The 18,848-nt window shown below is 45.3% G+C and carries 18 protein-coding genes and 1 riboswitch; of the genes, 15 read left to right on the forward strand and 3 right to left on the reverse strand.

Annotated elements, in window-relative coordinates; genetic code table 11:
• The first annotated feature begins 145 nt into the window (after window positions 1–145).
• Window positions 146–280: riboswitch (molybdenum cofactor riboswitch) on the forward strand.
• From moaA to R7Q11_RS12130, 11 genes are all read left to right on the forward strand, one after another.
• Window positions 269–1,258: a GTP 3',8-cyclase MoaA gene (gene moaA / locus R7Q11_RS12080; RefSeq protein WP_017636052.1), complete on the forward strand. Its 990-nt coding sequence runs from the start codon at window positions 269–271 to the stop codon at window positions 1,256–1,258. (Overlaps the previous riboswitch by 12 nt.)
• Window positions 1,259–1,359: 101 nt before the next feature.
• Window positions 1,360–1,872, forward strand: a complete 513-nt coding sequence (gene moaB / locus R7Q11_RS12085; protein WP_042523114.1) for a molybdenum cofactor biosynthesis protein B — start codon at window positions 1,360–1,362, stop codon at window positions 1,870–1,872.
• Window positions 1,873–1,898: 26 nt separating this feature from the next.
• On the forward strand, window positions 1,899–2,378 hold the full coding sequence (gene moaC / locus R7Q11_RS12090) for a cyclic pyranopterin monophosphate synthase MoaC (RefSeq protein ID WP_005380779.1): 480 nt from the start codon (window positions 1,899–1,901) through the stop codon (window positions 2,376–2,378).
• The gene (gene moaD, locus R7Q11_RS12095; RefSeq protein ID WP_005388938.1) at window positions 2,375–2,632 is read left to right on the forward strand and encodes a molybdopterin synthase sulfur carrier subunit; all 258 of its coding nucleotides are present in this window, start codon (window positions 2,375–2,377) and stop codon (window positions 2,630–2,632) included. The genes moaC and moaD overlap by 4 nt, the downstream gene beginning before the upstream one ends.
• 1 nt (window position 2,633) lies before the next feature.
• Complete coding sequence (moaE, locus tag R7Q11_RS12100) at window positions 2,634–3,089, forward strand: molybdopterin synthase catalytic subunit MoaE (protein ID WP_005380781.1); 456 nt, start codon at window positions 2,634–2,636, stop codon at window positions 3,087–3,089.
• 531 nt (window positions 3,090–3,620) lie between these two features.
• Entirely contained in the window at window positions 3,621–5,297 is a 1,677-nt protein-coding gene (locus tag R7Q11_RS12105) for an ABC transporter substrate-binding protein (protein ID WP_017633862.1), read from the forward strand.
• A gap of 128 nt (window positions 5,298–5,425) precedes the next feature.
• Complete coding sequence (gene oppB / locus R7Q11_RS12110) at window positions 5,426–6,346, forward strand: oligopeptide ABC transporter permease OppB (protein WP_005380786.1); 921 nt, start codon at window positions 5,426–5,428, stop codon at window positions 6,344–6,346.
• 15 nt (window positions 6,347–6,361) lie between these two features.
• Window positions 6,362–7,264 carry an oligopeptide ABC transporter permease OppC gene (oppC, locus tag R7Q11_RS12115; RefSeq protein ID WP_017633861.1) on the forward strand — a complete coding sequence of 301 codons (903 nt, stop codon included), beginning with the start codon at window positions 6,362–6,364 and terminating at the stop codon, window positions 7,262–7,264.
• A 27-nt stretch (window positions 7,265–7,291) separates the two neighbouring features.
• Window positions 7,292–8,263, forward strand: a complete 972-nt coding sequence (locus R7Q11_RS12120) for an ABC transporter ATP-binding protein (RefSeq protein WP_005380792.1) — start codon at window positions 7,292–7,294, stop codon at window positions 8,261–8,263.
• The gene (gene oppF / locus R7Q11_RS12125) at window positions 8,242–9,255 is read left to right on the forward strand and encodes a murein tripeptide/oligopeptide ABC transporter ATP binding protein OppF (RefSeq protein WP_005387265.1); all 1,014 of its coding nucleotides are present in this window, start codon (window positions 8,242–8,244) and stop codon (window positions 9,253–9,255) included. The genes R7Q11_RS12120 and oppF overlap by 22 nt, the downstream gene beginning before the upstream one ends.
• 167 nt (window positions 9,256–9,422) lie before the next feature.
• Entirely contained in the window at window positions 9,423–10,370 is a 948-nt protein-coding gene (locus R7Q11_RS12130; RefSeq protein WP_005387267.1) for a glutathione S-transferase family protein, read from the forward strand.
• A gap of 114 nt (window positions 10,371–10,484) precedes the next feature.
• Here R7Q11_RS12130 and R7Q11_RS12135 read toward each other — a convergent pair whose 3' ends face one another.
• The 3 genes from R7Q11_RS12135 to R7Q11_RS12145 form a co-directional block, all read right to left on the reverse strand.
• A complete protein-coding gene (locus R7Q11_RS12135; protein WP_005380804.1) occupies window positions 10,485–10,907 on the reverse strand; it encodes a hypothetical protein in 423 nt (140 codons plus the stop codon).
• 341 nt (window positions 10,908–11,248) lie between these two features.
• Window positions 11,249–13,393: a phosphate acetyltransferase gene (gene pta / locus R7Q11_RS12140; RefSeq protein WP_005380805.1), complete on the reverse strand. Its 2,145-nt coding sequence runs from the start codon at window positions 13,391–13,393 to the stop codon at window positions 11,249–11,251.
• A gap of 136 nt (window positions 13,394–13,529) precedes the next feature.
• Window positions 13,530–14,726: an acetate kinase gene (locus R7Q11_RS12145; RefSeq protein WP_005380807.1), complete on the reverse strand. Its 1,197-nt coding sequence runs from the start codon at window positions 14,724–14,726 to the stop codon at window positions 13,530–13,532.
• Window positions 14,727–15,073: 347 nt separating this feature from the next.
• On the opposite strand from R7Q11_RS12145, the gene yfbV reads away from it, so the two are divergent.
• The 4 genes from yfbV (at window position 15,074) to R7Q11_RS12165 (ending at window position 18,723) form a co-directional block, all read left to right on the forward strand.
• A complete protein-coding gene (gene yfbV, locus R7Q11_RS12150) occupies window positions 15,074–15,526 on the forward strand; it encodes a terminus macrodomain insulation protein YfbV (protein ID WP_005380809.1) in 453 nt (150 codons plus the stop codon).
• A gap of 330 nt (window positions 15,527–15,856) precedes the next feature.
• Window positions 15,857–16,822, forward strand: a complete 966-nt coding sequence (locus R7Q11_RS12155; RefSeq protein ID WP_017633858.1) for an ABC transporter substrate-binding protein — start codon at window positions 15,857–15,859, stop codon at window positions 16,820–16,822.
• A 174-nt stretch (window positions 16,823–16,996) separates the two neighbouring features.
• Window positions 16,997–17,932 (forward strand): ABC transporter permease, encoded by a 936-nt coding sequence (locus R7Q11_RS12160; RefSeq protein WP_012841584.1) that lies wholly within the window; start codon window positions 16,997–16,999, stop codon window positions 17,930–17,932.
• Window positions 17,929–18,723 (forward strand): ABC transporter ATP-binding protein, encoded by a 795-nt coding sequence (locus R7Q11_RS12165; RefSeq protein ID WP_225466461.1) that lies wholly within the window; start codon window positions 17,929–17,931, stop codon window positions 18,721–18,723. Before R7Q11_RS12160 ends, R7Q11_RS12165 begins: the two co-directional genes overlap by 4 nt.
• The last annotated feature ends 125 nt before the right edge of the window (window positions 18,724–18,848 follow it).

Consider the following 18,848-nt stretch of genomic DNA (forward strand, 5'->3'; position numbering starts at 1 on the left):
GCTACAATTTATCTTAAGGAGTGTCTTAAAGGTACTCACTTAGCGGTAAATTGTGTCTCTAGAGAGTTTTTTATCACTCAAGTCTGGATTCCATTACAAATATTAAGTATTTTACACCGCAAAGCTATCAGAGATTTCATATCTCTGGTTGCCATAACTCCGAGCTCACTATTGCTAAGTCCTTGGATAAGCGTTTTGAGCCAGTGGCATACTGTCACAAGGGCATGATTGGAAATGGCCATGCCTCCCGTGTTTGGAAAGGTGTTCCGTGGCGCAACAATTCGAAGACAAATTTCATCGTAAGTTTTATTACTTGCGTCTGTCTGTGACCGACGTATGTAATTTCAAATGTACCTATTGCCTTCCTGATGGCTATAAGCCTTCGGGCAATAAAAACTCGTCTTTTTTATCTCTCCCTGAAATCAAACGGGTCGTAAAAGCATTCGCTGATTGTGGCACGTCAAAAGTGCGCATCACTGGTGGTGAGCCTAGCTTACGCAAAGATTTTACCGACATTATCCATTCAGTAGCGGCGACGCCTGGCATTCAAAAAGTTGCAACGACAACCAACGGCTATCGCATGGCAAAACAAGTCGCAGATTGGCGTGAAGCGGGTTTAACCCACATTAATGTCAGTGTGGATAGCCTTGACCCGCGTATGTTTCATCAAATCACAGGTGAAAATAAGTTTACTGAAGTCATGAATGGTATCGAACGTGCGTTCGAGGTCGGTTATGAGCAAGTAAAAGTTAATGTGGTGTTGATGAAAGATCTGAACCATCACGAGCTGCCAGCGTTTCTTAACTGGATAAAAGATCGTCCAATCCAACTGCGTTTCATTGAGTTGATGCAAACGGGTGAGATGGATGAGCTATTTAATAAGCACCATGTATCCGGAGTGGCAATTCGTAACCAGCTAATTGCAAATGGTTGGTTGCTGAAAGTGCGCTCGCATAATGATGGTCCTGCGCAAGTATTTGTTCATCCTGATTACAAGGGTGAAATAGGTCTTATCATGCCTTATGAAAAAGACTTTTGTGAAAGCTGCAACCGACTGCGCGTTTCTGCGATGGGTAAGCTGCACCTATGTCTGTTTGGAGACCACGGTGTAGAATTGCGTGATCTTTTGGAACGTGATGAGCAAGAGAGTGAGCTTATTGAACGTATCCAGGCGCAGTTACAAACCAAGTCGGTAAGCCATTTCTTGCATGATGGCAATACTGGTATGACGCCACACCTCGCGTCTATCGGCGGCTAACTTCATTCAATTTTTAGAGCGAGTTCACTGATAAGCTGGCTCTAACTTTTTCCGAATCGATACCAAGCGTATCAAAGCTAATTAAGAGAATAGGTGAACAAATGGGTCACGCTGAAAGCAAATTCCAACCTGCAAATATTGCCGTTCTAACGGTATCTGACACTCGTTCTGAAGAAAACGATACCTCTGGTCGTTACCTAGCTGAGCATGCTCAAGAAGCGGGTCACAACGTAGTAGACAAGCAAATTGTTATTGATGACATGTACAAGATCCGCGCGATTGTTTCTCAATGGATTGCTGATGAAAGCGTACAAGCGATCATGATTACTGGCGGTACAGGTTTCACCTCACGTGATAGCACGCCAGAAGCACTTAAGCCTCTATTTGATAAAGAAGTTGAAGGTTTTGGTGAGTTGTTCCGTATGGTGTCGTACGAAGAGATCGGTACGTCTACGATTCAGTCTCGTGCGATTGCTGGTTTTGCTAACCACACCGTGATCTTCGCAATGCCTGGTTCAACTGGTGCGTGTCGCACAGGCTGGACAAAAATTATTAAACAGCAGTTGGATGCAAGTCATCGCCCTTGTAACTTCATGCCACACCTATCTGTATAACCTTTCCTAAAAGCGAAGGAAAAATAATGACCCAATTTACACATATCAATGCTTCTGGCGAAGCAAACATGGTTGACGTGTCAGCAAAAACGGAGACGGTTCGTGAAGCTCGTGCTGAAGCATTTGTTCACATGGCCCCAGAAACACTTCAACTGATTGTCTCTGGCCAGCACCACAAAGGTGATGTATTTGCGACGGCTCGTATTGCTGGTATTCAAGCTGCGAAGAAAACCTGGGATTTGATTCCACTTTGTCATCCGCTACTACTCTCTAAAGTTGAAGTTCAACTGGAAGCTATCGAAGCAGAAAACAAAGTTCGCATCGAATCAGTATGTAAACTTGCGGGTAAAACTGGTGTGGAAATGGAAGCGCTCACGGCAGCTTCCGTTGCTGCTCTAACGATTTACGATATGTGTAAAGCAGTACAAAAAGACATGGTCATTGGTCAAGTTCGTCTACTAGAGAAAACGGGTGGTAAATCTGGTCACTTTAAGGTGGAATCATGATTAAAGTACTTTTCTTTGCTCAAACTCGCGAGCTGATTGGCATCGACAGTGTCGAGTTAGACGGGCCGTTTGAAACGGTGGAATCCATTCGTGCACATCTAGTGGAAGAAGGCACTAAGAAAGATGGCAAGTGGGATTTAGCGCTCGAGCCAGGAAAGCTACTTGCTGCAGTGAACCAATCCATCGTCCCTCTGGATACACAAGTAAAAGCAGGTGACGAAGTTGCGTTTTTCCCGCCGGTAACTGGGGGTTAAGATGGATTCTCGTGTTTCTGTACAAATTGAAGACTTTTCGGTTGAGCAAGAATATCAACGTCTATCTGAAGGGACGGCTGCCGGCGCTGTCGTTACATTCGTTGGTAAAGTTCGAGATATGAACCTTGGGGATAATGTCATTGGTTTACATCTAGAGCACTATCCGGGGATGACAGAGAAGAGCTTGAGCGACATTTGCGATCAAGCTGAGTCTCGCTGGCCACTATTAGGTGTACGCGTGATTCATCGTGTCGGAGACATGGATAGCGGTGATCAAATTGTATTTGTGGGCGTTTCCAGTGCGCACCGCGGCGCGGCATTTGATGCGTGCGAGTTCATCATGGATTATCTGAAAACCCAAGCACCATTTTGGAAAAAAGAGCGTACGACGAATGAAGATCGTTGGATTGAGTCGCGCGACACCGATCATCAAGCTGCACAGCGTTGGGAAAAATAGAACTAACCCGCATTCTAGTGAAAAAAGCTAAGTGCTAATGGCACTTAGCTTTTTTTGTATTTATCTTCATTGTATTGCTCACTTTGTTTCAATATTTCCTATCTTTTGTCTGGTGATATTCTTCACAATAAAAGTTTTTTGCCCAATATATAAACAATTATTTGTTAGACTTGATTTGTCATAAATGTTAAATGATGTGTAAATATCTAGCATAAGATGCTAGTAAATGGTTTAAACTCAGATTAATCGAAAGTTTCGCCTGTTAAATGTCGCTTCTGGTCTTTATTTGGCTGGTGAATGCTTTGGGGTTAGAGTTTACTGCTAGATATGTGTGGTTTAGTCAGCATTATTGGTTTTTTTGCTACATTTTTATGGCAAATTACTTCAATGATTGCTAATGTGTGCCGCAGTCTTTGTAAGGTTTTAGACTTTTGTGCTCAGAAAGTGCACTAAAAAAATCTAAAACTCTGACCGTTCCAGGCCCTTACAAAGAAGTCATGGATGCTAACGAAAAAATTTGGAGTTTTACGCATGTATAAGAATAAAATCACGCGCGCTTTATTTATTGGTGCTGGTCTTTCTCTCGCTCTAGCTGGTTGTGGTGAAAAGCCTGCGGAGAAACAAGCTGCTGAGCCTGCTCCGGCTCCAGCCCCTGAAGCTAAATCTGATTCTAAAGAGCCAAAACTTGCTGCTGTTCAAGAATTGGTGCGTGGTAACGGTACAGAAGTTGCGACAATAGACCCTCATAAATCTCAAGGTGTTCCAGAATCCCACGTGATTCGCGATCTTCTTGAAGGCCTTGTAAACCAAGATGCGGACGGTAACACTATCCCTGGTGTTGCAGAATCTTGGGAAACTGAAGACAACAAAACATACACCTTCCACTTACGTGAAGACGCAAAATGGTCAAACGGTGATCCTGTCACTGCAGGTGATTTCGTTTACAGCTTCCAACGTGCAGTCGATCCAGCAACCGCCTCTCCATATGCTTGGTACATGGAATACACCAAGATGAAGAACGCAAAAGACATTGTTGCGGGTAAAAAAGATAAGAGCGAGTTAGGTGTTAAAGCGGTTGACGACCACACGTTAGTGGTTGAGTTAGATACTGCAGTACCATATTTTGTAATGATGATGGGCCACACGACAGTGAAACCTGTTCATCAAGCAACTGTTGAAAAGTTCGGCGATCAATGGACGAAGCCAGAGAACTTTGTAGGTAACGGTGCTTATGTTGTTGACAACTGGGTTGTAAACGAGCGTTTGGTTCTAAAACGTAACGAACAGTACTGGGACAACGAAAACACGACGCTTGACCAAGTTACTTTCCTACCAATCGAGAACCAAGTAGCGGAAATGAACCGCTTCCTAGCGGGTGAAATCGACTTCACAAACGAGCTGCCTACAGAGCACTTCAAGCGTCTGAAGAAAGAGCACCCACAAGAAGTGTCTGTAACCGGTAACTTATGTACTTACTACTACATCTTCAATACGAAGAAAAAGCCGTTTGATGATGTTCGCGTGCGTAAAGCGATTTCTTATGCGATTGACCGTAACATTGTGACTGATGCGATTTTAGGTCAAGGTCAAAAGCCAGCTTACTTCCTAACACCTGAAATTACGGCAGGTTTCAACCCAGAAATCCCTGCATACGGCAAAATGACGCAAGAAGAGCGTAACGCAGAAGCTGCGCGTCTATTGGAAGAAGCGGGTTACGGCGCAGACAACCCTCTTGAATTTAACCTTCTATACAATACATCAGAGAACCACAAGAAACTTGCGGTTGCACTGGGTTCAATGTGGAAGAAGACACTTGGTCTTGACGTTACGCTAGAAAACCAAGAGTGGAAAACTTACCTATCTACCAAAGATTCTGGCAACTTTGAGGTTGCTCGTGCAGGTTGGTGTGGCGACTACAACGAAGCTTCATCTTTCCTAACGCTGATGATGAGTAATAACACTACTGGTGGTATTCACTACGACAGCAAAGAGTACGATGCGATCATGAACAAAGCATTTGCTTCAACTTCTGACGAAGAGCGTCAAGCGCTTTACCTAGAAGCAGAGAAGTTGATGGCAAAAGATATGCCAATCGCACCTATCTACCAGTACGTGAAATCACGTCTACTATCACCGAAAGTTGGTGGCTTCCCAGTAAATAACGCGGAAGACAAGATTTACTCTAAAGATCTCTACATCACAGAGTAATTCGTAACTCGATAGAACTATAAAAATGAGGCCCTACATGTGAGAAATTGCATGTAGCGCCTATCTTTAGTCCAAAAGAATTGGACGACTTCTTTAATTTAACTGTCACAGACTGAAAGAGTGAGTTTATGCTTAAATTCATCGCAAAAAGGATATTTGAGGCGATCCCAACAATGTTGGTTTTGATCACCGTATCTTTCTTTCTTATGCGCTTTGCACCGGGAAACCCTTTCTCGACAGAGCGTCCATTGCCACCCGAAGTAATGGCAAATATCGAAGCTAAATATGGCTTGGATAAACCTGTATTTGAACAATACACCACGTATTTGACCAATGTTATCCAAGGTGATTTCGGACCGTCATTTAAATACCTTGATTACTCAGTAAACGAGCTGATCGCGGTTGCCTTACCTGTTTCGGCTAAAGTGGGCTTCATCGCCTTTATCTTTACTTTGATAATGGGGGTTACCGTCGGTACCATTGCTGCGCTCAAGCAAAATACTTGGATTGATTACACCATTATGTCGACTGCGATGCTTGGTGTCGTAATGCCATCCTTTGTATTAGCGCCTGCGCTTATCTACATATTCTCGCTTCACTGGAATATCTTCCCTGCGGGCGGTTGGCAAGATGGTAGCTGGCAGTATTTAGTGCTTCCTGTTATTGGTATGTCGCTACTGTATGTTGCTACCTTTGCTCGTATTACGCGTGGTTCGATGATCGAAACCCTAAACAGTAACTTTATTCGTACGGCACGTGCTAAAGGTCTAAGTTACCGTTATATCATTATCAAACACGCTCTTAAGCCGGCACTTCTCCCTGTTGTTTCTTACATGGGTCCAGCTTTCGTAGGTATCATCACCGGTTCCGTTGTTATCGAAACAATTTTTGGTCTGCCTGGTATTGGTAAACTATTCGTTAACGCTGCGTTTAACCGTGACTACTCGCTAGTAATGGGGGTAACCATTCTGATTGGTTTCCTATTCATTCTATTCAACGCGATTGTAGATATTTTACTTGCAATGATTGACCCGAAAATTCGCTACTAACAGGGACGTTTGGTTATGTTAACGAAAAAAGAAAACCTAGAAGCGATTGAGAAATTCTCCGAAAACTTGGAGATTGAAGGTCGCAGTCTTTGGCAAGATGCTCGTATCCGTTTCATGCGCAACAAAGCGGCGATGGTGAGCTTATTCCTTCTTGTTCTAATGACGTTGGCGGTTATTATCCTGCCAATGATCGCACCGTACACATTTGATGATACTGACTGGTACGCGATGCACGTTGCACCGAATGCTGACCATTGGTTTGGTACTGACAGCTTAGGCCGTGATTTATACGTGCGTACGCTAATTGGAGGTCGTATTTCGTTGATGGTAGGTGTTATGGGTGCATTTGTAGCGGTACTGATTGGTACGCTCTACGGCGCAGCATCTGGTTTCATCGGCGGTAAAGTTGACCGCGTAATGATGCGTATTCTAGAAATTTTATACGCGGTACCGTTTATGTTCCTGGTGATTGTACTGGTAACATTCTTCGGTCGTAACATCATGCTGATCTTCGTTGCGATTGGTGCTATCGCATGGCTAGATATGGCGCGTATCGTACGTGGTCAGACTCTTAGTCTACGTAGCAAGGAGTTTATCGAAGCGGCACATGTGTGTGGTGTAAGCAACTGGAAAATCATTACTCGTCATATCGTACCGAACGTACTGGGTATTGTAGCGGTATACTCTACGCTGCTTATCCCAAGTATGATTCTAACGGAATCATTCCTATCATTCCTTGGTCTTGGTGTTCAGGAACCAATGACAAGTTGGGGCGCTCTTCTACAAGAAGGTGCACAGACAATGGAAGTAGCAATCTGGCAGCTGGCATTCCCAGCAGTGTTCATGGTTGTGACGCTATTCTGCTTCAACTACGTTGGTGACGGCCTGCGCGATGCGCTGGATCCAAAAGACAGATAATTAAAAGATAAGATTAAGGAAGCAATGATGAGCTTATTAGATGTCAAAGATCTGCGCGTCGAATTCACCACGCAAGATGGTATCGTAACCGCAGTAAACGATTTGAACTTCTCTCTCAACCAAGGCGAAACCTTAGGTATCGTTGGAGAGTCGGGATCAGGTAAATCTCAAACCGTATTCGCAATCATGGGCCTTTTGGCTAAGAACGGTATTATTTCTGGTAGCGCAAAGTTTGAAGGCAAAGAAATCCTAAACTTACCAGAAAAAGAACTGAACAAAGTGCGTGCGGAACAGATCGCAATGATCTTCCAAGACCCAATGACATCACTGAACCCTTACATGAAAGTGAGTGATCAGTTGATGGAAGTGCTTATGCTGCACAAAGGCATGGGCAAAGCGGAAGCATTTGAAGAATCAGTACGCATGCTGGAAGCGGTAAAAATCCCTGAAGCGCGTAAGCGTATCACGATGTACCCGCATGAGTTTTCAGGCGGTATGCGTCAGCGTGTAATGATCGCGATGGCGTTGTTATGTCGTCCTAAACTGCTTATTGCCGATGAGCCAACAACAGCACTTGATGTGACGGTACAAGCACAGATCATGGACTTGTTGAATGAGCTGAAATCTGAGTTCAACACAGCGATCATCATGATCACGCACGACCTTGGTGTGGTTGCAGGTTCGTGTGACAAGGTGCTGGTGATGTATGCAGGCCGTACTATGGAGTACGGTAACGTAAACGAAATTTTCTACAATCCAAGCCATCCTTATGCGGAGGGGCTGCTGAAGGCGATTCCTCGCCTCGATACTGAGGGTGAAATTCTGCCGACCATTCCTGGTAATCCACCAAACTTGCTTCGTCTACCGCCGGGCTGCCCTTATCAAGAGCGCTGTCACCGTGTGATGGATCGTTGTAAGCGCGAGGCGCCAATTCTGACACCATTTGGTGATGGTCGTCAGCGTGCATGTTTTTCTGAATGGGAGGCTTGGAACAAATGAACGCAGTAGACAAAAAACTAATTCTGGACATTTCTGAGCTGAAAGTTCACTTCAGCATTGCCTCAAAGTCGGCATGGCCGTGGTCAAAGCCTTCGAGCCTGAAAGCGGTAGATGGCGTGAACGTTCGACTATACGAAGGGGAAACGCTTGGTGTAGTAGGTGAATCAGGTTGTGGTAAATCGACGTTTGCTCGTGCCATCATTGGTCTGGTTGAAGCTACTGACGGCCAAGTAGTTTGGTTGGGTCAAGACCTTACTAAAATGAAAAGCGTTCAGCGCCGTGAGACGCGTAAAGAAATTCAGATGATTTTCCAAGACCCATTGGCATCGCTGAATCCGCGTATGACTGTTGGTGATATCATCGCTGAACCTCTTGAGACATTCTATCCAGAACTGTCTAAGCAGGAAGTGAAAGATCGCGTTAAAGAGATGATGGCGAAAGTTGGCCTATTACCTAACGTGATTAACCGTTACCCACACGAATTCTCGGGTGGTCAGTGTCAGCGTATCGGGATAGCGCGTGCGCTTATCCTTAAGCCTAAGATGATCATTTGTGACGAGCCAGTATCGGCGCTTGATGTATCTATTCAAGCTCAGGTTGTTAACCTGCTTAAAGAGATTCAAAAAGAGTTAGGGCTTTCTCTGGTATTCATTGCGCATGACTTGTCTGTCGTTAAACACATTTCAGATCGCGTTTTAGTTATGTATTTAGGTAATGCCGTGGAACTTGGCGAGGCCGAGGCTCTGTTCGCTGATCCTAAGCACCCATATACGCGTGCGCTGATGTCTGCGGTTCCGATCCCGGACCCGGATATTGAGCGCAATAAGAAAATCCAAATGCTAGAGGGTGATCTTCCTTCACCTATCAACCCACCGTCGGGTTGTGTATTCCGCACTCGTTGCCCACAAGCAACCGAAGAGTGTGCGAAGACGAAGCCAACCATTTTAGGTAATGACGTTCACGCGGTATCTTGTTTACACGTTAGTGTATAAATTCAGCCTGTGACGGGCTTAAGCGCGACACCTTCATCGGGTCGCGCTTTTTTTATGTGTCTGATTTATACATTCGAATTTCTTGAACATGATGTCCTAAGTTCGATGATTCTCTGTTTGATAGGAAACGCTAATATAGACACAAACAGAACGAGAGGAGAGCAATCATGGGTAAGTTGGTTGAAGGTGTTTGGCAAGATGTCTGGTATGACACAAAATCAAATGGTGGCAAATTTGTGCGCGAAGATGCCGGATTCCGTAACTGGGTTAAAAACGACCCTGATGCGGAGTTTACACCAGAGTCCGGTCGATACCATTTGTATGTCTCTCTTGCTTGTCCGTGGGCACATCGAACCCTCATTTTCCGCAAGCTGAAAGGTTTAGAACCACATATTGATGTCACGGTCGTTTGCCCTGATATGCTCAGCCAAGGTTGGCAAATGGGGCTTCCTGAGCCATTGTTTGGTCACACGCGCATGTATCAAATTTACACGCAGGCCAAACCCGATTACACGGGCCGCGTAACCGTGCCTGTACTTTGGGATAAAAAGACCAATACTATTGTGTCAAACGAGTCGTCAGAGATCATTCGCATGTTCAATTCGGAATTCAATGCGTTAACAGGGAATCACGACGACTACTATCCAGATCATCTAAAACACGTTATTGATGAGTGGAACGATTTTGTTTATCCGAATGTCAACAACGGAGTGTATCGTTGTGGCTTCGCGACTACACAAGAGGCGTATGAAGAAGCGTTTGATTCTTTGTTTAATGCGTTAGATAAAATCGATGCTCACTTAGCGACGCATCGTTACTTAGCAGGGAACACAATTACTGAGGCTGATTGGCGTTTGTTTACGACTCTTATTCGTTTTGATGCGGTGTATGTGGGGCATTTCAAGTGTAACAAGCAGCGCATCGCAGACTACGAAAACATACAAGGCTACTTAAAAGAGTTATATCAAGTCGAAGGCGTCGAAGAAACGACGGATTTCTATCACATTAAACGCCACTACTACTTCAGCCACACTGGGATTAATCCGACGCAAGTTGTACCAAAAGGGCCTGATTTAGACCTAAATACTCCTCATGGAAGAGAAAGGATTGGCTAGTTTGCTGCTTCCATCGCAAATGAAAAAGTACTTAACGGTTAGCAATGCCGTTAAGTACTTTTGTGTCATCTAAATACCGGGAGTAGGAAGTTTACTTTTTCATTCATCGCCACCTTACTTAGCGCGTACGATGTCCATCACTAGCTTTCCGTCCACTTTTACAGGACCGTCCTCTTTAGCGCCGAGCGTATACTCAAACACACCAGTCTTCATGCCACCTTTCTCTCCGTGGACCATTAACATCAGCATATCGCCTGATTCTACTGGTTCCATCAAAATTGCATTTACGTTTTCATTCTTTCCCATTTTTAACGGAGCGTAGCCGATAACAGGACCAGGCTTCATTGATTCGTCTGTTCGGTGGACAACCATCCACCCATTGTCATCAGCATGAGCCATTTCAGCGGTCACCGTTCCTCCGGACATATCTTGATCGACGCCTTTAATACTCGGGGCGGAAAAGCTGAATGAAGAAAAACTAATCAGAAACGCAGCTAAACCAAACTTTATCAGTGATGTATTGATGAAATCCTTCATATATATTCCTTAGCAGTCAATGAGTTTGTGTATTGCAGTAGCTTTTACGTATTTCCTAGCAAAAAAGTTTAGCTAAAACGTAAATAATGCCGATAAATTGAACAGGGACCGTGCTGGTTTGGAGCCAATGCATTTTTGGGAGTGGGTCAATCGGTGTAAGAACAAGCACGAGCAATGTCGATTAGGTATGGGGGCGATAGGGAGAAAAGCTTTGTGCACCAGTAATTATAGGTTGTGCAGTGATTGGTATAAAAAACAAATAAGTGTTCTGGCCAGCAATAGAAAAAGCCCTCGACGAATCGAGGGCTTTGTATCTATATCCAACTAGATGTCAGAAGCGATTATTTAGCTTCTTGGTCTGCTTGGATAGCTGTTAGAGCGATGGTGTACACGATGTCGTCTACTAGCGCGCCACGAGACAAGTCGTTTACAGGCTTACGCATACCTTGCAGCATTGGACCGATAGATACTAGGTCAGCTGAACGTTGTACCGCTTTGTAAGTCGTGTTACCCGTGTTTAGGTCTGGGAATACAAATACTGTCGCTTTACCTGCAACTGGAGAGTTTGGTGCTTTAGAAGCAGCAACGTTTTCCATAATAGCAGCGTCGTATTGTAGAGGACCGTCAATGATAAGATCAGGACGTTTCTCTTGAGCCAGTTTTGTTGCTTCACGTACTTTATCAACGTCTGCACCCTTACCAGATTCACCAGTAGAGTAAGAGATCATTGCAACGCGTGGTTCGATACCGAATGCTGCTGCAGAGTCAGCAGATTGGATAGCGATTTCAGCAAGCTGTTCAGCAGTTGGATCTGGGTTGATTGCACAGTCACCGTAAACCAGTACTTGATCAGGCAGAAGCATGAAGAATACTGAAGATACGATAGACGCATTTGGTGCCGTCTTGATGATTTGGAACGGAGGAACGATAGTGTTCGCCGTAGTGTGAACAGCACCAGAAACTAGGCCGTCAACTTCGTCGTTCTCAAGCATCATTGTGCCTAGGAATACTGAATCTTGTAGCTTCTCACGAGCCACAACTTCAGTCATGCCTTTCGCACCGCGCAACTCAACTAGGCGAGCAACGTAGTTTTCACGAACAGCATCTGCATCGATGATGGTTACACCAGTACCTAGCTCAACGCCTTGTTGAGCCGCTACGCGACGGATTTCATCTGGGTTACCTAGAAGTACACAGTCTGCAATGCCGCGTTCAGCACAGATTGCCGCTGCTTTAACTGTGCGTGGTTCGTCACCTTCTGGAAGAACGATACGCTTACCTGCTTTACGAGCAAGTTCAGTTAGCTGGTAACGGAACGCTGGTGGGCTTAGACGACGAGACTTCTGAGTGCCTTCAGTCATAGACTCGATCCAGTTACCGTCGATGTGGCCAGCAACGTGTTCGTTGATGAACTCGATACGCTCTTTATCGTCTGCAGGTACTTCGATGCTGAAGCTCTGTAGGTTTAGAGACGTTTGCCAAGTGTTACCTTGTGCTTTGAAGATAGGTAGACCAGTGTCGAATGCTGGTTTACATAGGCCTTCGATTTCGCTAGGGATATCGTAACCGCCAGTTAGTAGTACTGCACCAATATCCACACCGTTCATTGCAGCAAGAGAAGCAGCAACGATAACATCAGGACGGTCTGCAGAAGTAACAAGTAGAGAGCCCGGTTTGAAGTGCTCAATCATGTTTGGCAGAGAACGCGCACAGAAAGTGATGCTCTTGATGCGACGAGTGTTGATGTCACCTTCGTTGATGATATCTGCTTTCAGGTGTTTAGCCATGTCGATTGCACGAGTCGCAATCAGATCAATGCTCCATGGCACACAACCTAGTACACGAATTGGAGAAGTGTTAAAAATTTCCATCACTTTCAATTCGTTTTGTTTCGCGCTGTCTGCATCGTCAAAGATTTCAGATAGGTCAGGGCGAGTACGGCCAGCTTCGTCAACAGGAGCGTTTAGCTTGTTGATGATAACACCAGAGATGTTTTTGTTTTTAGTGCCGCCGAAGTTAGAACATGCTACTTCGATACGCTCTTTCAGTTGCGCAGGGTTATCAGTACCTGGAGTCGCAACTAGCACGATTTCTGCACCAAGTGTTGCCGCGATTTCCGCGTTTACTTGGTTTGCAAATGGGTGCTTACGAGTAGGTACAAGACCTTCGATTAGCGTAACGTCTGCGTCTTTGTTGATTTGGTTGTAACGTTCAACAACGGTTTCTAGCAGCTCGTCCATGTTGTCGTTACCGATTAGGCTTTCAGCAACAGACATCGCCATTGGTTCACCGATCTTCATATCGCTGTTACGACCAACGATAGTTGAAGTCAGATCTGGCTGATCACCACCTGAACGTGGCTGACAGATTGGCTTGTAGAAAGAAACTTTAACGCCTTTACGCTCCATAGCGCGAAGAACACCCATGCTAACGCTTGTTAGGCCAACGCCTGCGCTAGTAGGGATAAGCATAATAGTACGAGACATTCGTAGAGTACCTTTAGCTATTTGGGGGATAAAAGCTCAACTCTTATTCCATGAAGCTCGAAGAATAGGAGTTGAGCCCCTAAGAAATTCGTTTGAATGAAAATCTGGCTAGCCGAGTGGCTAGCCAGGAATTCAATTAAAGACCTGTCAGGCGAGCAGTGTCTTCAGCGATGACTAGCTCTTCGTTAGTAGAGATAACCATTGCAGGGATACGGCTGTTTTCAGTCGTGATAACGCCTTCGCCGCCGAAGCGAGCTTTAAGGTTAGCTTCGCTATCTACTTCGATACCGAAGATGCCAAGACGGTTTAGAACCATTTCACGGATAGGGCCAGAGTTCTCGCCGATACCGCCAGTGAAAGTGATTGCGTCTAGACGGCCTTCCATTGAAGCAGTGTAGCCAGCAACGTATTTAGCTAGACGGTGGCAGAACACGTCCATTGCGCGTGTTGCTTCTTCTTTTTGACCGTAGTTGTCTTCAACGAAACGACAGTCAGAAGTCACTTCAGTTAGACCTTGAAGACCAGACTCTTTAGTTAGCATCGTGTTGATTTGATCAACAGAGTAACCTAGAGCGTCGTGTAGGTGGAAGACGATAGCAGGGTCGATGTCGCCACAGCGAGTACCCATTACCAGACCTTCAAGTGGAGTAAGACCCATAGAAGTGTCTACAGATTGACCGTTCTTGATCGCACATACAGATGCGCCGTTACCTAGGTGACAGTTGATGATGTTTACTTCTTCAACTGGTTTGTTTAGTAGGCCTGCAACTTCACGAGTGATGAACAAGTGAGAAGTACCGTGCATGCCGTAACGACGGATACCGTGTTCTTTGTATAGGTTGTATGGAAGAGCGTATAGGTAAGACTCTTCAGGCATAGTTTGGTGGAACGCAGTGTCAAATACAGCAACGTTTTTCAGCTCTGGGAAGTTTTTCTTAGCCGCTTCGATACCGATGATGTGAGCAGGGTTATGAAGAGGTGCAAATGTTGCAGCGTCTTGAATACCTTTTAGAACTTCATCAGTAATTAGTGCAGATTGAGTGAACTGCTCGCCGCCGTGAACGATACGGTGACCGATTGCGCCTAGGTTAGCTTTAAGCTCTGGCTTAGAAGCAAGAATAGTTTCTACCATAAACGCTAGTGCTTCTTCGTGAGCTGCACCATTGCCTAGTTGAGCTTCGTGCTTGCCATCAAGTTTCCACTTGATGCGAGCTTCAGGAAGGTGAAGACACTCAGCAAGACCTGACAAGTGCTCGTCGCCGTTCTCGGCATCAACAACGGCAAATTTAAGAGAAGAACTACCGCAGTTTAAAACTAAAACTAGCTTAGACATGTATGACTACCTGTTATTCGTCTGATAAAAAAATCAGTTAAAGAATGAAAAATTAATCACAAGAATAGCCGATACCCAGAAGGCTGCGTACTAATCCTGGTCAAAAATTGTTCTAATTCCATATAAAGAAATAGTGATGAACCCTTCCATCACTATGATGCGATCCGTGCAGATAGATATCTCGGAGTTGCTTAAATTGTAAATAACAGCAACAATGAGATTGAGGGTCTGCAAAGGATAGCGATAATAAGCAATGATAACAAAAAAAATTTGAAAGAATATTAACTTTCATCAATTTTTTGTACCTTCAGTTGAAATGTTCAACTATTTTTTAGTGAGAGAGCGGTATGAGTAATAAAGTCGGATTGATCCATAGCCTGAAAGATGGCCAGAATTACATGGAGATCTGGCCAGTTCGTAAAGAGCTAAGCGCCATATTTCCGGAACAGCGTATCATTAAGGCGACTCGCTTTGGCATTAAAGTCATGCCGGCCGTTGCTGCGATCAGCGTACTCACTCAAATGGCATTCAACAATTACCACGCGTTACCTCAATCCATTGTTGTTGCCTTGTTTGCGATTAGCTTGCCACTTCAAGGCATTTGGTGGCTTGGTGCTCGATCCAACACGAAATTGCCGCCTTCTTTGGCCTCTTGGTATCGGGAGTTGCATCAAAAAATTGTGGAAACAGGTTTTGCATTAGAGCCTGTCAAAGCTCGCCCTCGTTACAAAGAGCTTGCGATAATACTGAACCGAGCGTTTCGCCAGCTCGATAAATCGTCATTAGAGCGTTGGTTCTAATTTAAATTGTTTGAAATGGAGTGTGCACTGGCCGCTCCATTTTTGATCCTGCCTCTATTACCTACTTTGACGGTCGTTGATGAAGCGAGCGAAGCTTTGTTTACCAAAGATTCTTTCCGGATGAAGAAGTCCCCCCGATCACAAATGTTGCTTTAGTGTTAAATCTTTCTTTTCTTTACTAAGACTTAGTAGTAATAATAAAAACAAGATGCGCAAGAAGTGCACAGTTATATGAACACAACAATACCGCCTTCAAACATTTGAATTCACGAGTCGATACACATATTGAAAGCTCGTGAAACAAGGACGAAGTCACATCAAGGAGTTATGATGAAAACGAAACGTTTATTAGCCACTGCCGTTCTATCAGCTACTGCTATTTTCTCTTCTACCAATGTACTGGCCGCCACTGCAACTGTCGCAGTTTCACAGATTGTCGAACACCCGGCGTTAGACGCGACGCGCCAAGGATTGCTTGATGGTTTGAAAGCGAAAGGCTACGAAGAAGGCAAAAATCTAGAATTTGATTATAAGACCGCACAGGGTAATCCAGCGATTGCGGTGCAAATTGCCCGTCAGTACGTCGGTGAAAATCCTGATGTGTTAGTTGGCATCGCGACACCTTCGGCACAAGCTTTGGTGTCGGCTACTCGCTCTATTCCTGTTGTCTTTACTGCGGTAACAGATCCGGTTGGTGCGAAATTGGTTAAGTCGATGGAACAACCAGGCAAAAACGTAACTGGCCTGTCTGATCTTTCACCCGTTGCTCAGCATGTCGATCTCATCCAAGAAATTCTTCCTCAGGTGAAAAGCATCGGGGTTGTATTTAATCCCGGTGAAGCTAATGCCGTGACTTTAGTTGAATTATTAAAAGAAAGCGCAAAAGCAAAAGGCATACAAGTGGTTGAAGCGACCGCACTAAAAAGTGCTGATGTTCAGTCTGCGACTCAAGCGATTGCAGCGAAATCAGACATTCTTTACGCCCCAACAGACAATACAGTTGCAAGTGCGATTGAAGGGATGATTGTGGCAGCGAATCAAGCGAAGAAACCTGTATTTGGTGGCGCGACGTCGTATGTCGAAAAGGGTGCTATTGCAGGCTTAGGTTTTGACTACTACCAGGTTGGTGTACAAACCGCGGATTACGTGGCGGCGATTCTTGATGGTCAAGAACCAGGCAAGCTGGATGTAAAAGTCGCGACGGGCTCTGACCTTGTAATTAATGAAAGCGCAGCATCTAAGCTCGGTATCAAGCTGCCAAGTTCTGTGGTTGAACGTGCGACAAGCATGCAATAAGTAACGCTTTTTGGGGTTAAGCCTGTCACGTTGGTTGGTAGACGCTTGCCCCAAAATTGATACTCGCCGGATTTCTCGTGTAGAGCATTCTGCTAGAGAAGAAGGGGAGTATACGTTAGAAGTCTTAAGTTCAGGTTGGTATTAGCCAGCCTGAGCATGCAGAAAGGAGCAGTTATGTCTGCATTTGCTTTTTTTGGCGCACTCGAAATTGGCTTGATTTATGGCCTAGTCGCTCTGGGTGTGTATCTTACGTTCCGTGTTCTCGATTTCCCCGATTTGAGTGTGGATGGCAGCTTTCCAATGGGAGCGGCGGTGGCTGCAACGGCGATTGTCGCAGGTATTAATCCTTGGCTTGCGACAATAATGGCGATGATAGCTGGTAGTATGACGGGGTGGGTAACCGCTTTTCTGGCTGTTCGGTGTGGTATTTTACACCTGTTAGCTTCCATTCTTACCATGATCGCTGCATTTTCAATTAATATTCGTATTATGGGTAAACCTAATATGGCGTTGCTTGGAGAGGATACTATTCTCACTCCGTTTGAAGCATTGGGCGATGCGATGTTTATTCGCCCTCTGGTTGTTGGGGTCTTAGTTCTTCTTTCCGCTTTCTTTGTCATTCGCCTGCTGAACAGCGACTTTGGTCTTGGTTTACGAGCCACGGGTGTGAATGCGCGTATGGTTTCTGCGCAAGGGGCGAGCACTGGCTTTTATACCTACTTTGGCTTGGCTTTATCCAACGGGTTTGTGGGATTCGCAGGCGCGTTGTTTGCACAAACGAACAGCTTTGCGGATGTGACCTCTGGCGTGGGCACCATTGTCGTTGGTTTGGCAGCTGTGATTTTGGGGCAGACCCTTATTCCCGGGCGCAAGATTTGGGTTGCGGTGTTTGCGGTCATCATCGGTTCGGTACTTTATCGCCTTGCAGTGGCTTTCGCTTTGAGCTCTGGCATGTTTGGTTTACAAGCTTCAGACCTCAACCTGGTTACCGCAGTATTGGTGGCTGTGGCGCTTATTGCTCCAAAGCTAAAACAGAGCATGAGAGCGAAACAACGCGTTACTGATGCTAAACAAGCGGCATCAAAAAATGGTTCTGGGGAGGCATTATGATCGAACTAAATAATATTCAGGTCACGTTCAACCCTGGGACGATTTTGGAAAATCGTGCATTGAAAGGCGTCTCTTTAGAGGTTCCAGAGCATCAATTTCTTACCGTGATTGGTTCTAATGGCGCAGGAAAATCGACGTTGCTTGGTGCGGTGACAGGTGAGACGCCGATGATAGGTGGTCAGGTGATCATTGATGGCAAAGACGTCACCAAGCAGACGGTTGCCCAACGTGCGACGCAATGCGCCCGAGTGTTTCAAGATCCATTGGCCGGGACTTGTGGTGAACTGACGATAGAAGAGAACATGGCTATAGCGCACATGCGTGGTAAAAAACGCAGCTGGGGGTTGGCGCTCTCTACCAAACGTCGTAAGCTGTTCCAAGAGCGAATTAGCATCCTCGGTCTTGGTTTAGAAGACCGCTTGGGCGATAGCATTGGGTTGCTGTCTGGTGGACAACGACAAGCCGTTAGCCTTGTGATGGCGACGTTATCGGAGAGTAAGTTGTTGTTGCTTGATGAACACACGGCTGCGCTTGATCCTCGTATGGCGGCGTTTGTTATCGACTTAACTAAACGTATTGTCGATGAGTTCGATTTAACCGTGATGATGGTGACGCATTCGATGAAAGACGCATTAGCATGTGGCGATAGGACCGTAATGCTTCACCAAGGTGAAATTGTGCTTGATGTGGCTGGAGAGCAGCGCGCTAACATGCAAGTACCAGACTTGTTGGATATGTTCTCCAAAGTGCGTGGTGAAGAGCTGGCAGATGACAGTCTTTTGTTGAACTAAGCGGTATCCGACAAGTCACTACGCCTACTAAGTGTGATCCTCCTTGAGAAAATTGGCTGATATGTCAACTCGCAAGGAGGATTTCTTGTCTCTAATTCTTCAATAACATAGTGGCATATCCGATG

It is taken from the genome of Vibrio sp. 970 (assembly GCF_033339075.1).